The organism is Rhodopseudomonas pseudopalustris (assembly GCF_900110435.1).
Classification (GTDB): Bacteria; Pseudomonadota; Alphaproteobacteria; order Rhizobiales; family Xanthobacteraceae; genus Rhodopseudomonas; species Rhodopseudomonas pseudopalustris.
The window spans coordinates 108,959-121,042 of sequence record NZ_FODT01000006.1 but is presented as its reverse complement, the minus strand read 5'-3'; the positions used below and the strand labels follow the sequence as shown (position 1 = coordinate 121,042).

The following is a 12,084-nucleotide window of genomic DNA, read 5'->3' as shown; positions in this document are numbered from 1 at the left end:
AAAAAAACCGGCCTGGGGATCAACCCTCGAGCCGGGATCACACTGTCCCCGGCCTGTTTAGCGACTTGTTTAACGTGGCTGCAAGCCGGCCGGCTCAAATCACCACGGGATAAGTCCGGCTCATAATCCTCGGTGCACTTCACGTCAAGCCAGCCATCGGATAACCGATGAAATCGTGTATTTTTTCCGCGTCTGGCGGCCCTGCGGCCGCTGTGAGGATCGCCGCCGTGCCGTTTGCGTTGCCGCCCGATGCCGATGGAATTCTGCCCGACCGCATGATTGCGGCGATGGCCGAGGCCGGGCTGATCCTGCCGGAATACCCGTTCGTCGAAAGCCAGATCCAGCCGGCCAGCCTGGATTTGCGGCTCGGCGCGGTCGCCTACCGGGTGCGCGCGAGCTTCCTGCCGGGGCCGGACTGCACCGTCGCCGAGCGAATCGACGAGCTGAAGCTGCACGAGATCGATCTGTCCGACGGCGCGGTGCTGGAGACCAACTGCGTCTACATCGTGCCGCTGCTGGAAAGCCTGGCGCTGCCGCGCAGCATCGTCGCCGCCGCCAATCCGAAAAGCTCGACCGGGCGACTTGATGTCTTCACCCGCGTGATCGCCGACGGCACCCGCCGCTTCGACATGATCGGCGCCGGCTATCACGGCCCGCTTTATGCGGAGATCAGCCCGAAGACCTTCCCGGTGCTGCTGCGCGAGGGCTCGCGGCTGTCGCAGGTCCGCTTCCGCACCGGCCATGCCACGCTCGACGCCGACGAGTTGGATGCGCTGCACGACCTCGAACGGCTGGTCGATGCCGACGACGCCGATCTCAATGGCGGCGTCGCGCTCAGCGTCGATCTGTCGGGCGAAAACTCGAACGGCTTTGTCGGCTACCGCGCCAAGCGTCACACCGGCGTGGTCGATGTCGACCGCCGCGGCGGCTATGCGGTCGGCGAGTTCTGGGAGCCGATTGCGGCGCGCCCGGACGGCACGCTGATCCTCGACCCCGGCGAGTTCTACATCCTCGCCTCGAAGGAAGCCGTCCAGGTGCCGCCGGACTACGCCGCCGAGATGGTGCCGTTCGACCCGCTGGTCGGCGAATTCCGCGTGCACTATGCGGGCTTCTTCGATCCCGGCTTCGGCTATGAGGGCGCCGGCGGGCTCGGCTCGCGCGCGGTGCTGGAAGTGCGCTCGCGCGAGGTGCCGTTCATTCTCGAACACGGCCAGATCGTCGGCCGCCTGATCTACGAAAAAATGCTGTCCCGCCCCGCCTCGCTCTACGGCCAGCGCATCGGCTCGAACTATCAGGGCCAGAGCCTGAAGCTGAGCAAGCATTTCAAGGCGTAGAGCATGATCCCGAAAAGTGGACACCGGTTTTCGGAGAAGATCATGCTCAAACTAGAACCTGGAGCAGGATGACGATTCGAAGATAAGTCATCCTGCTCCAGCCGCCGCCTCCGGATCGAGGCGGCGCGCGCCGATCGTCATACCTTTTGCTGCGCGATTACTACCGCAGCGGCACCGCCCGCTTCAGCACGCTGACCATTTCCGGGCTGAGCTGCTTCAGCAGCTCGACATTGCTCGACGCGTGATACGGGACCGGCTTTGCGGCCGTGCTCAGGTCGACGAACTGGATCGAGGGGTCGGTCGCCTTGGGATCGTCGCTTTGCGGCCTCGTCGGGTCCATGCTCGGGACCTGCAGCGTGCCGCGGCCGCCGGCCGTCGCGTAGTTCCGGCTGTTGAAGGTGATGTCGTTCTGAATGATCTGCTGGGTCGCGATGGCGTATTTGCGCGACTGCGCCGCCGGCGTTCCCTCGGCAGCAGCGACGTCGACGTTCACGGCCTCGATCGACACCGTGTAGTCGGCGTTGAGCGTGATCTCGAAGGTTCGGAACTGCTGCGGGAAGTCGCGCAGCGAACAGGTCTCGACCTGCCAGAACCCTTGCTCCGGCCGGTTCGGATCGGCGGAGGGAAACGCCTTGACGACGTTCATGTGGCGATGTCCGGCGATCCACATCAACAGATTCGGCGTCGCCTGCAGCGTCTGCACCAGGCCGGCGAGGTCGACGGCGTTGGCGAAGCCGGGCGCCGCGTTGGCGTCGCCCATCCACCATTCCATCTCGGAGCCGATCGGCGAGACGCCGATCGGAATGTGGTTGGCGATGATCATCAGCTGATTGTCGGCCTGTCCGCGTGCCAGTTCGGCCTTGAGCCATTCCCAGCGCCGCGCGTCGAGAAAGCCGTGGCCGTGAATGTCGCGCGAACCGTCCTGTTCGGACTGGGTGACGTCGAGCACGATCACCTTCAGCGGCAGGTCGGCTTTCGGCAGGAAACTGTAGCAGGCAAAGCCGTCGACGGCGCTGGCGCGGTCGACCAGATCAAAGCCGTGACCCTTCGGGCTGGTCGTGGTGTCGCGGAATTCGGCGAGCCATTCGGCGCGGAGCAAAGGACGGCGCAAGGGATCTGCGTCGATCTGCGGCGGCTGGCCGTTGAACGCCGGGTCGTCGGCGCGGCCCGCATGAATGATCGCCCCATAAGGGCTCGCGCCATCGATGACGCCCGGATAGAACGCCGGCTCGGCCTTCAGCTTGCGATAGTCGAACAGCGCCGGGAAGCCGGCGAGGTTCGGTCTCAGCAGATCGCCGACCGCCCAGACCTTGTCGGCGGTGTAGGTCTGCCGCAGGCCCATCGACGGATCGGCGTCGACCGGAAACGATCCGATCATGAAATGATCGTGGTTGCCGAGAACCTGATACCAGGGAAGATCCTTGGCGAAGCCGGCGGCCTGGAATGGCATCTGAAAGTCGATGCTGTCCTTGCCGCGATGCTTGCCGGAGCTCGGCGTGATCGGCTTGCCGTCGAGCACGTCGATGTACCAGCGCAGCTCGTTGTACGAGGTGCTGTTGCAGGCGTCGCCCAGCGCGATGCCGAAATCGAACGGGTCGCGTTGGTGCAGATCGTTGACCGTCTGCACGGCCGCATCCAGCACCTGCGTCGAATACAGCATCACCGGCGAATAGATCGAGGTGTTGCTCGCGGCGGCGGGCTCGGTCTGCTGGAACGCGATCAGCTGGTTCGGCGCTTCCTTGTCGGTGATGTGGACATCGGAGAACGAGAAGAATTTGAGCAGCCGGGTCCTGGCCGCGTTCGCCGGCTTCTGATAGCCGGCGGACATCAGGTCGGTCCGCTGCACCACCGGCAGGCCGGAACCGAACGACCATTCGCCGTAGCCGAGATCCTTGTAGCGCGCGACCTGGTTCAGCTCCGTCTTCTTCAGGCCGGGCGTCCGCGTCGCCGGAAAGGCGATCATCCGCTCTTTCGTGGTCACCGCCGGCGTCTCGATCGGGTAACGCCGCGGCTCGCTTGCCCATGCGGGCCCGCCGAACGGCACGCCGAGGGACACGGCGCCGATGAACGCCGTCGAGGATTGAAGAAACGAGCGCCGGGTTGCAAGCACGCCGCCTGACGGGCCAACTGACAGATCGCGATGATTCATGGGGCAGAGCCTCTATGCGCGGCCGTGCGGCGCGGCGCGATAATGGCGCCGGGTCGTGTCCTGCCATCCAGCGTTCGATCGCACGGATGCCAACGGCCGTTCGAAGAGGGTGTTGTATCAGCGACAGGTTAAGGCGCTGCGAAAACAAACGATCAGGAGATCATCGTTCGTCGGGGTCTTTCGATCGGCAAGTATCAGGTCGTTGGTGCTTCTGGGAGTTAGTCGCGAAGGCGATAGCGCGCGCGGCTGTCGATCGCGTCCTTCGTTATCGCGCCGCCTGCTCCCGCCCTGTCGGCGTGACGCGCCAGATCGAATTGCCGACGTCGTCGGCGACCAGCAGCGCGCCGCGTTTGTCGAGGGCGACGCCGACCGGGCGGCCGAGGGCCTCACCCTTGTCGTTGAGGAATCCGGAGAGGATATCGCGCGGCGGGCCGGACGGCTTGCCTCCGGCGAACGGCACGTAGATCACCTTATAGCCGGAATGCGGCTTTCGATTCCAGGAGCCGTGCTGGCCGATGAAAGCGCCGCCTTTCATCTCGGCGGGGAACAGATCGCCGGTGTTGAAGGCGAGGCCGAGCGAGGCGGTGTGGCTGCCGAGCGCGTAGTCCGGCTTGATCGCCTTCGCGACCAGATCCGGTCGCGGCGGCTTGATGCGCGCGTCGACCGTCTGGCCGTAATAGCTGTAGGGCCAGCCGTAGAAGCCGCCGTCCTGCACCGAGGTCATATAGTCCGGCACGAGGTCGCTGCCGATTTCGTCGCGCTCGTTGACGACGACCCAAAGCGCGCCGGTCTGCGGCTCCCATGCCGGGCCGTTCGGGTTGCGCAGGCCGGAGGCGAACAGCCGCGTTGCGCCGCTCTGCCGGTCAATTTCGAGCACCGCCGCGCGGTTGACCTCGTTGTTCATGCCGTGTTCGCCGACATTGCTGTTCGAGCCGGAGGTCGCATACAGCTTTGCTCCGTCCGGACTGGCGATCAGATCCTTGGTCCAGTGATGATTGATCGGGCCGGCCGGCAGATCGGCGAGCTTGGCGCCGCTGGCGGCGATCCGGGTGTCGCCGGGGGTGTAGGGAAAGCGCACGATTCCGTCGGTGTTGGCGACGTAGAAATCATTGCCGACCAGCGCCATGCCGAACGGCGAATTCAGGCCTTCGAGAAACGTGGTGCGGACCTCGGCCACGCCGTCGCCGTCGGCGTCGCGCAACAGGGTGATGCGGTTGGCGCTCGGAGTCCGCGCGCCGGCGCGGCCCATCACGAATTCTGTCGCGATCCGCCTGAAGCCCTTGTTCTGATCGGGCTGCTCCGGCGCATTGGTCTCGGTCACCAGCACGTCGCCATTCGGCAGCACGTGGAGGGTGCGGGGATGATCGAGCTTGGTGGCGAAGGCGGTCACCGTCATGCCGTCGGCGGGCGTCGGCTTCTCGCCCTCCGCGAAGCCGACCGCCTTGGCGATATTGACCGTCGGCACCAGCGACTTGTTCGGCTCGGCGAGTTTTGGAGTCGCGCCGAAATCCTCGCCCTGCGTCAGATTGGCCTGATCGCCGCAGGCCGCCAGCGGCAGCGCGACGGCAAGGCACGCGGCGAGGCGGCTGGTGTTGAAAGTTCGGCGCATCGAGGGCGTCTCCGCTTGCAGGAATCCATGGATGCCAATGACAGAAGCGGGGTTGTGTTCGGCACGGTGCCATGAAATTCATGTGAACCGGCCCGTCGTAATGTCGCAGCGACGAAAAACACAACAATAGCCAGGGAGCTCGGGACGCGATGTCCGAACGCGAAACGCAATGGCGCCGCTGGCGCAGCGTCGCCGATCTTTATCACGCCTGCTTCACCGGATTGATCCTGACGCTGGTGAGCCGGCGCGGCACGGCGGACGCCGCCGAATTCGTGTTCCGGGTTTTCCGTCGCCAGCAGCAGCAGCGCTTCGTCGCAGGGCTCGACAAGCTCGGACTGCGCCATCTGCCGCCAGCGGTCGCCGCCGCGCAATATCACTATCTGTCGAACTGGATCGGCGGCGTGCATGTCGAGTACATCTACGAGAACGACCGCAAGGCCTGGATTCGCTATCCGCCGCCGCGCTGGATCTGGCGCGGCACCGCGATCTGCGGCGTGCCGGGCGAGGTATCGCGGGCGATGCTGCGCGGCTGGCACGCCAATAACGGCGTGGCGCTCGGCCGTCTCGGCCTCGGCTTCGTCTGCACCAAGCAGAGCGTCGACGGTCAGGACGGCCTCGAAGGCTATTACCACGAAGCCGACCATCCGCTCGATCCCGATCAGCGGCTGGTGTTCGCGCGTCATCTCGAAGCGCCGGTGTTCGATCCGGCCAAGGCTCCGGCGCTGCCGGTCGAGAGCTGGCCGCGGCCGCGGCTGGAGAAGGCCTATCGCAACTACGCGATGGAATATGTCCGCACCGCCGCCCCGGTCGCGGTGCAATTGTTCGGGCCGATCGACGCCGCTTATCTGCTGCACCTGACCGGCAAGCTGATCGGGATGCAGTATTACGACGAACTCGCGCCGGGTCTCGGCGAGACCGGGCGGGACGTCGCCGGCTTTGCGCGGTTGCTGCAGGCGTTGCTCACGGCGCAGGACGACAGCGCCGAGCTGTGCGACACCGGCGACGGCTTCGAGGTCCGGCAGGGCCGCTGGACGCTGATGGACGGGGTCGACGATGCCCATCCGGCCTGCCTGCGGGTGCTGGAAGGGCTGGTCGACGGCCTTGCCGCCGGCTGCGGCCGGCGGATCCATGTCGGGCTGTCGAGCGCGGCCGGCGCGCCGCCGCTGGTGTGGTCGGTGCGCTGAGACGGCGGCTGCAGCCCGGCGCGCCGCCCTGACCTGCCGGGCAATCACCCATGCGTTGCGCGGGCATCGCTTTGCAGCGGATCGGTGATAGGAACGGATCAGGCGCGGCAATCAGATCGGGCCAGGGGGAAACCGATGTCCGACATTGCCGTCGCCGAACTGCCGCCCGTCGAGGACGAGCCGCGGCGTCGGCCGGCAGCCGAGCCGCCGCCGCCGCCCAAGAATCCGCTGCTCGACGACGGCATCCTGTCGACGCTGCTGCGGCTGTCCTGGCCCAACATGGTCGCGCTGACCGCCGGCACCTGCGTGGCGGTGGCCGAGACCTCCTATATCGGCCGGCTCGGCACCGAATCGCTGGCCGCGATGGCGCTGGTGTTCCCGTTCGTGATTCTGACGATGACGATGTCCGGCGGCGCAATGGGCGGCGGCGTCGCCTCGGCGATCGCCCGCGCGCTCGGCTCCGGCGACAGCGACCGCGCCGCCACTCTGGCGATGCACGCGCTGCTGATCGGGCTGTGCTTCGGCTTCGCTTTCATGCTCGGGATGCTGATCTTCGGCGCCCGCGCGCTGGAGCTGCTCGGCGGCCGCGGCAATGTGCTGGCGCAGGCGATCGGCTACGTCCACATCTTCTTTGCCGGCGCAATGGTGCCGTGGCTGATGAACACCTTCGCGGCGATCCTGCGCGGCACCGGCAATATGAAGCTGCCGTCGCTGATGATCCTGAATGCTTCGGTGTTGCAGATCGTGCTCGGCGGCGTGCTCGGCCTCGGCCTCGGCCCGATCCCGAGCTTCGGGATGCAGGGCGTCGCCGCCGGCACGCTGATCGCGTTCTCGATCGGCACCGCGGTGATGGCCTGGTACATCTTCTCCGGACGCGCCCGGGTGACGCCGAAATTCAAGGGGCTGCGGATCCAGCGCGGGATGTTCTTCGACATTCTCAAGGTCGGCGCGGTGGCTTGCTTCTCGCCGCTGCAGTCGGTGCTGACGATCACCATCTTCACCCACATGCTGGCGCATTTCGGCACTGAGGTTCTCGCCGGCTACGGCATCGGCGCGCGGCTCGAATTCATGCTGACCTCGATCGCTTTCGCGATCGGCATCGCGTCGGTGCCGATGATCGGCATGGCGATCGGCGCCCGGCAGGTGAAGCGCGCGCGGCAGATCGCCTGGACCGCCGGGCTGGTGTCGTTCGCCTCGGTCGGCGTGGTCGGCTGCGTGATCGCGTTCTTCCCGGATCTGTGGGTCGATCTGTTCACCAAGGACCCCGCCGTGCGGCTCGCCAGCGAACGCTATCTGCAGGCCGCAGCGCCGATGTACGCCTTCATCGGGCTGTCGATCTCGATGTACTTCTCGTCGCAGGGCGCCGCCAAGGTGCTCGGCCCGGTGCTGGCGCAGACCGGGCGGCTGATCTTCATCGGCATCGGCGGCTGGCTGCTGACGGTGAACCACGGCACGGCCGGAAACTTTTTCACGCTCGCCGCCGCCTCGATGGTGCTGCTCGGCGTCACCTCGGCGCTCAGCGTGCTGCTGACGCGCTGGGAGCCCAAGGTCGTGCCGGTGGTCGATCCGCGGTCATCGTTGTCGTGAGTCGGCCTGGCGCGGTCCGGCGGTGAGCAGCACGTCGAACAGCGAAGGGCCGCGCGTCGTCAGCGCGCCTTCGAGCGACAACAGCCGCCGCCGGGTGATGCCGCCGCCATTGGCGCAGACGCCGGTGGTGTCGCCGGCGACCTGCAGCACGCGGTGGCACGGCACGATCATGGCGAACGGGTTGCTGCGGATCGCGTGGCCGACCGCATGCAGCGCGCCGGACGAGCCGGCCCGTTTGGCGATCTCCGCATAGGTCGCGGTTTCGCCGCGCGGGATCGCCCGCACGATGTCGTAGACGCGGCAGTCGAAGGCCGGGATGCCGCCGAGGTCGAGCACGACGTCCGAGAAATCCCACGGCGCGCCGCGCAGCGCTGTGGCGATGCCTTCGATCGCGCCTTCGACGCCGATCGTCGGCCGGCTTTCGCGGGCGTCGGGACATTGCCGCAAAAGCCTGCGGCGGGTGTCGATCTCGCGGCTTTCGGCGAGTTGGACGGCGAGAATCCCGTCGAGGCCCCAGACGATGCCGCATCGGCCCGCCATCGTGTCGAAGATCGTATAAAATGCCCCCGCCATGGGTTCGACTATACCAACGCTTCGGAACCGCGCATCTGGAATCTTAAAACTTTGTTAAGGCTGTCCCGCCCGTTCCATTCCGCGGCGCAGCAAATGGCCCCGCGCCCTGGTTCGAACGGGTGCGCCAGAGCGCCCCAGGCCAAGGCTCCCGACCAAGGCTCCCGACCAAGACAGGCGACCAACACTCTTGGCGGAACGCGCGGTCTCGGCTAGACCAAGGCAACCGGTCGCCTGCGTTGCGACCCGGCCCGCGGGCGTAGTTCAATGGTAGAACGGCAGCTTCCCAAGCTGCATACGAGGGTTCGATTCCCTTCGCCCGCTCCAGCCGATTTCCCCCAATAAGGCACTTCCCGCACGATCCGCGTTGCGGATACGCGCGCCTGGGGTGCGATGAGCGTTCCAGTCAATACGATCGCTCAGGAACACCGCGGTGATGAATGGGAATATGTCGGCGAGCGAGAACGCGTCGCGCGCCACATAGGTGATCGGGCGGGGGCGCTGTGGCGCCGCTTTCATAGCGATTATTTGTCCATCGGATGCGGGCGGCGGATCGATACAGGCATGACGCTGATGTCGAGGCAAGGCGCCACCGGGGACCGCTCCGGAGGGGGCTAAGACTCGTCGAGTTCAGCCAGCGCTTCCGCGATGGCTTCCTCGATCATTGTGATCTCCTCGTCGGTCAACTCGGGAAACTGCTCGCGTTTCTTCTTCGAAAGCTTTCCGGCGTTCTGCATGCAGGCGCGGACGAACACCGACGCGCGCCTGTTCGGCATGTCGATCTGGTTCGTCACCGCGGTGTAGGCGCGGTCGAACTTCTCGACGAACTCGACTTCCTCCTTGAGGTCGATGGCGATCGTCTCCGCAAGCTTGTCGTAGAGATATTCGACGAAGCGGGTCGCGTCGAAGTATCGGTAGAGGTGCGCTGTCTCGTTCAGGACCTCGACTTCGTTATTCGGCGTCATCCTGTACTTGACGTGTGTGAGAAGCGGATCGGAGTAGCTTGCGAGAGCGGTGTCGTACTCCTTGATGTCGCGCAGGATCGCCGCCGAGACCGGAAAGATGATTCCTTTGGGCGTGTAGTTCTGGGACAACAGTACGTGATGGATCAGGAAACGGTGGATGCGGCCGTTTCCGTCCTCGAACGGATGGATGAAGACGAACGTGAAGGCGATCAGCGCCGCCGCGGTGACGGGCTCGGCGTCCTGCTTGAGGCGCGCGGTCATCTTCCTCCAGTCCGACATCAGAGGCTTCACGTCCTTCGGTTTCGGGCAGACGAAATGCACCTTCTCCCGATGCGAGCCGAGAGTTTCGCCCACGAAGTTCTGGAAATCGCGGACGTCCGAGGCGGCGTATCTCGGGTCGACGATCTCGTTCTGAAGCGCGATGAGACCCTTCTCGTCGGTCGGGTCGAACTTCTCGCCCTGCTCGAGCGCGGCGATGAAGCGCCGTTCCTTCTCCGGCGTCGGCCTTTCGTGTTCGATCTCGAAGGATGATTTCGTTTCCTTCGTGTACAGGTACTGCACGGCCCGCATCAGCGTCTCGGCGGGCACATTCTCCGTGTACGCCTTCGCGACTTCGTCGAGCTTCTCCGCGATGTGCTGCTGGATCTTCGCGGTCCGCCGGACGGTGAGGAAGAAGCCGGGCACTCCGAGGAGATTGTCCGTCACCTTGTGCCTGCGGGATCGCGCGCCGTTCCCGACGATGTGCCGTTCGGGATCCAGGGCGTCGACGTAAGTCACCGCACCGGCGTCTTCGATGTCGAGCGTGTCGCCGGTCAGCGTCTCATAGAGAAACCATGCCCGTCGCGAGACGGCCCCGGTCGGTTCGGACTTGATCCAGGTCTCGAGGCCCTGCTTCGGCATCGCCTTGAGGGCGGCGGTCAGGACGCCCATGTCCAGCGGTTCGTGACGTAGCGCGAACCTGAGATGTCCGACCGCGTTGTCTTCCGGGACGTACCGGGGAGGAAACTGTTCGATCAGTGCGTCCTGTCCCTCGATGGTCCGACGATTGCCGCGGACCGCCGTCGAGCGCACGTGGGGCTTCGGCACGTCGAGCTCCAGCATCTCATGGAGGCGGAGTTGGCCTAGGCTCTGGTTCTGCAAGTGGAACTCCTGGTTCAAAACCGGCGGCCCGGGCGGAAAATCGTTCAAGGAAGGTCTCGGCCGGCCAAAAATGCCCTCGACGCGGAAAAACGTTCAGTCTCACGGCGAAACGTTCAAAATATGTGCCGTTCGCGGGAAAACGTTCAAAGTCCCATATTTGAACCCTCCGGCGTGCATCCGCTGCGGCCCGCAGCACCCACCGGCACCTGCTGGAAGCGCCGGCGCTCGCTCCACTGCCGCGAGACGATCAGCCTGACCGTGAGATCTGGACGACTTCGCTGCGTGGGTTGCGGGTCTTGCCGCCCGCGCTGCGCGCGCACCGGGACGACCGCGCGTGCTCCGGGGCCGTTCGAGCGATCTTGTCCTTCACAGGCTGCTGTTACTTCCGCGATCGGATCGTCCCGGCTGCGGGTGCGCATTCCTGGGCGGACGTCGCTTGCGGCAAATCGTCATGGGTTGATCGGCGTCAACGCTGAGGTCTGTGCGCGGCGCGATGCTTCAGCCACTGCATCATCATGCAGGGGGATATGACCATGATGAGCTTTGACATCCTGCTGCTCGCCGCCGCCGCGCTGTCCACCGTTTTGATTCTGTTCGGGGTCGTGCTCGTGGGGGACTACGAGAGCCAGCACCCGCACGCCAAGGCCGGCGTGCCGCAGCAGCCGAGCCATCCGGTCTGATCGCTGCGCATCCGGCTTCGCCAGGCTTGGTGAGACCCAGCTTGGTCGGCATTGAGCGGGCGTGAGTGAGATCTGGCGTCGACGATGCCGGCGTGAACTACTTGCGGGCGGCCTCGTTGAGGTCGCGCTTGATGGTTTCCAGCAGCGAAGCCAGCACATCGGTGCGCTGGGTCTGATGCGCCGCCGGGGCGCCGGGTCCGGTCATGCCACGCGGCACAGCGGCCGGGTTGACCGCCAGCGGTTGCTTGGGCTGCGCCATCATCAACGGCGGGGCAGCGGGCGGAGCCGGGAACTGCGCCGCTCGGGCGACGGGCTGAGCTTCCCTCATGACGATCGGCTTCGGCGGCGCGGGTGAGTCCGCGGCGGGCTGGGGTCTGATTCCAGCGTTCGCCTGCATCGCCATCGCAGCAAGATCGATCGTCGACGCCGCAGGTGGCGCGGGGGGCGTGAGCGCAGCTGGCCGCAACGGCGCGACCGACGACGGGCGTGGAGCCTGTGCTGTTGTGGTCGGCGGCGTCGTCGCCGGTTGTGTCGTCGTCGGCGCCGGAAGGGCCGCGCGCGGGCGGCGCGGCAATTCTGGCGGAAAGTCCCGGTGGAGCGGCGCGCACGGTTGAATTGACGAAACTGATTGATTTGAGGTCGTCACGTTCGACGGTGTCACGAACGAGCCGTACAGCACGTCTTCCTGCCGCCCCATCAGCCACAGCGCCGTCCAGTACACGGCGGCGAGAGCAATCACGGCGAGGATGCTGAGTTCAAGCATCGGCGCCTTTCGGTGCGAAGACGGTCGACCGAGGCGCCGACCGAATCCGTCGATCGGCTGTTAGCAGCCGGCGCGCCCGATCAAGTCTGTTAGCAAGAATAAC

10 protein-coding genes, 1 tRNA gene and 1 riboswitch are annotated in these 12,084 nt (G+C 65.8%); of the genes, 6 read left to right on the top strand and 5 right to left on the bottom strand.

Going from position 1 to position 12,084, the window contains the following annotated elements; all coding sequences use genetic code 11:
* Window positions 1-36 precede the first annotated feature (36 nt).
* A riboswitch (SAM riboswitch) is annotated at window positions 37-116 on the bottom strand.
* 111 nt (window positions 117-227) lie between these two features.
* On the top strand, window positions 228-1,334 hold the full coding sequence (locus tag BMY71_RS13460) for a 2'-deoxycytidine 5'-triphosphate deaminase (protein ID WP_041805680.1): 1,107 nt from the start codon (window positions 228-230) through the stop codon (window positions 1,332-1,334).
* A 160-nt stretch (window positions 1,335-1,494) separates the two neighbouring features.
* Here BMY71_RS13460 and BMY71_RS13455 read toward each other — a convergent pair whose 3' ends face one another.
* Both BMY71_RS13455 and BMY71_RS13450 read right to left on the bottom strand, forming a co-directional pair.
* Complete coding sequence (locus tag BMY71_RS13455) at window positions 1,495-3,483, bottom strand: TIGR03768 family metallophosphoesterase (RefSeq protein ID WP_092684360.1); 1,989 nt, start codon at window positions 3,481-3,483, stop codon at window positions 1,495-1,497.
* Window positions 3,484-3,748: 265 nt separating this feature from the next.
* Complete coding sequence (locus tag BMY71_RS13450) at window positions 3,749-5,092, bottom strand: PQQ-dependent sugar dehydrogenase (RefSeq protein WP_092684358.1); 1,344 nt, start codon at window positions 5,090-5,092, stop codon at window positions 3,749-3,751.
* Between the two features lie 149 nt (window positions 5,093-5,241).
* Between BMY71_RS13450 and BMY71_RS13445 the strand changes: the two genes are divergently transcribed.
* Both BMY71_RS13445 and BMY71_RS13440 read left to right on the top strand, forming a co-directional pair.
* Window positions 5,242-6,276, top strand: coding sequence for a hypothetical protein (locus BMY71_RS13445; protein ID WP_092684356.1), 1,035 nt, complete (start codon window positions 5,242-5,244; stop codon window positions 6,274-6,276).
* Window positions 6,277-6,411: 135 nt separating this feature from the next.
* Window positions 6,412-7,863: an MATE family efflux transporter gene (locus tag BMY71_RS13440; RefSeq protein WP_092684354.1), complete on the top strand. Its 1,452-nt coding sequence runs from the start codon at window positions 6,412-6,414 to the stop codon at window positions 7,861-7,863.
* Here BMY71_RS13440 and BMY71_RS13435 read toward each other — a convergent pair.
* Complete coding sequence (locus BMY71_RS13435; RefSeq protein ID WP_011501332.1) at window positions 7,849-8,436, bottom strand: methylated-DNA--[protein]-cysteine S-methyltransferase; 588 nt, start codon at window positions 8,434-8,436, stop codon at window positions 7,849-7,851. The two genes, BMY71_RS13440 and BMY71_RS13435, sit on opposite strands and share 15 nt — an antisense overlap.
* A gap of 250 nt (window positions 8,437-8,686) precedes the next feature.
* Between BMY71_RS13435 and BMY71_RS13430 the strand changes: the two genes are divergently transcribed.
* Window positions 8,687-8,760 (top strand) — tRNA-Gly (locus BMY71_RS13430).
* A 287-nt stretch (window positions 8,761-9,047) separates the two neighbouring features.
* Here BMY71_RS13430 and BMY71_RS13425 read toward each other — a convergent pair.
* On the bottom strand, window positions 9,048-10,484 hold the full coding sequence (locus BMY71_RS13425) for a Fic family protein (RefSeq protein ID WP_175557671.1): 1,437 nt from the start codon (window positions 10,482-10,484) through the stop codon (window positions 9,048-9,050).
* 587 nt (window positions 10,485-11,071) lie between these two features.
* Between BMY71_RS13425 and BMY71_RS24915 the strand changes: the two genes are divergently transcribed.
* Window positions 11,072-11,218 carry a hypothetical protein gene (locus BMY71_RS24915; RefSeq protein ID WP_011501334.1) on the top strand — a complete coding sequence of 49 codons (147 nt, stop codon included), beginning with the start codon at window positions 11,072-11,074 and terminating at the stop codon, window positions 11,216-11,218.
* A gap of 97 nt (window positions 11,219-11,315) precedes the next feature.
* Here BMY71_RS24915 and BMY71_RS24415 read toward each other — a convergent pair whose 3' ends face one another.
* The gene (locus tag BMY71_RS24415) at window positions 11,316-11,546 is read right to left on the bottom strand and encodes a hypothetical protein (protein ID WP_139202640.1); all 231 of its coding nucleotides are present in this window, start codon (window positions 11,544-11,546) and stop codon (window positions 11,316-11,318) included.
* On the opposite strand from BMY71_RS24415, the gene BMY71_RS13420 reads away from it, so the two are divergent.
* Window positions 11,545-11,832 carry a hypothetical protein gene (locus tag BMY71_RS13420; RefSeq protein ID WP_092684350.1) on the top strand — a complete coding sequence of 96 codons (288 nt, stop codon included), beginning with the start codon at window positions 11,545-11,547 and terminating at the stop codon, window positions 11,830-11,832. The two genes, BMY71_RS24415 and BMY71_RS13420, sit on opposite strands and share 2 nt — an antisense overlap.
* The last annotated feature ends 252 nt before the right edge of the window (window positions 11,833-12,084 follow it).

Bases quoted from the DNA above. Each gene is read 5' to 3' on its own strand.
- BMY71_RS13455 (WP_092684360.1), bottom strand. From the start codon at position 3,483: ATGAATCATCGCGATCTGTCAGTTGGCCCGTCAGGCGGCGTGCTTGCA.
- BMY71_RS13450 (WP_092684358.1), bottom strand. From the start codon at position 5,092: ATGCGCCGAACTTTCAACACCAGCCGCCTCGCCGCGTGCCTTGCCGTC.
- BMY71_RS24415 (WP_139202640.1), bottom strand. From the start codon at position 11,546: ATGAGGGAAGCTCAGCCCGTCGCCCGAGCGGCGCAGTTCCCGGCTCCG.
- BMY71_RS13420 (WP_092684350.1), top strand. From the start codon at position 11,545: ATGACGATCGGCTTCGGCGGCGCGGGTGAGTCCGCGGCGGGCTGGGGT.
- BMY71_RS24915 (WP_011501334.1), top strand. From the start codon at position 11,072: ATGATGAGCTTTGACATCCTGCTGCTCGCCGCCGCCGCGCTGTCCACC.
- BMY71_RS13435 (WP_011501332.1), bottom strand. From the start codon at position 8,436: ATGGCGGGGGCATTTTATACGATCTTCGACACGATGGCGGGCCGATGC.
- BMY71_RS13440 (WP_092684354.1), top strand. From the start codon at position 6,412: ATGTCCGACATTGCCGTCGCCGAACTGCCGCCCGTCGAGGACGAGCCG.
- BMY71_RS13445 (WP_092684356.1), top strand. From the start codon at position 5,242: ATGTCCGAACGCGAAACGCAATGGCGCCGCTGGCGCAGCGTCGCCGAT.